We start from the raw sequence: 255 nt of genomic DNA, 5'->3' as shown, positions 1-255 counted from the left end.
TCAAGGTGAGGGCATCTCATTGCCCCTCCTAAGACAGTGCATATAGCATCTTAGGCTGGTTAACTGTGACCGTCAACCACAGGTGCATAGCGAATATTCATTGCACCAACGATATCCCTGTGTTTTTTAAATCCACAACTACACCGATACTTTCGGTCCTTTGCTTTATTCCTTTCGGTACATTTCGGGCAGGTTTGGCTGGTATGTGCAGGGTTCACATACTCCACTTGTATGCCTTCCAATGTTGCTTTGTAT

1 protein-coding gene is annotated in these 255 nt (G+C 45.1%); it reads right to left on the bottom strand.

Translation table 11 applies throughout. The features are described from left to right. Nucleotides 1-59: 59 nt before the first annotated feature. The coding region (locus tag ACYQ4S_RS12950; protein WP_459771595.1) for a zinc ribbon domain-containing protein at nt 60-255 on the bottom strand (196 nt) is incomplete at its 5' end.

The organism is Alkalibacterium sp. s-m-28 (genome assembly GCF_054658175.1).
This window is presented reverse-complemented; position numbering and strand designations above follow the sequence as displayed.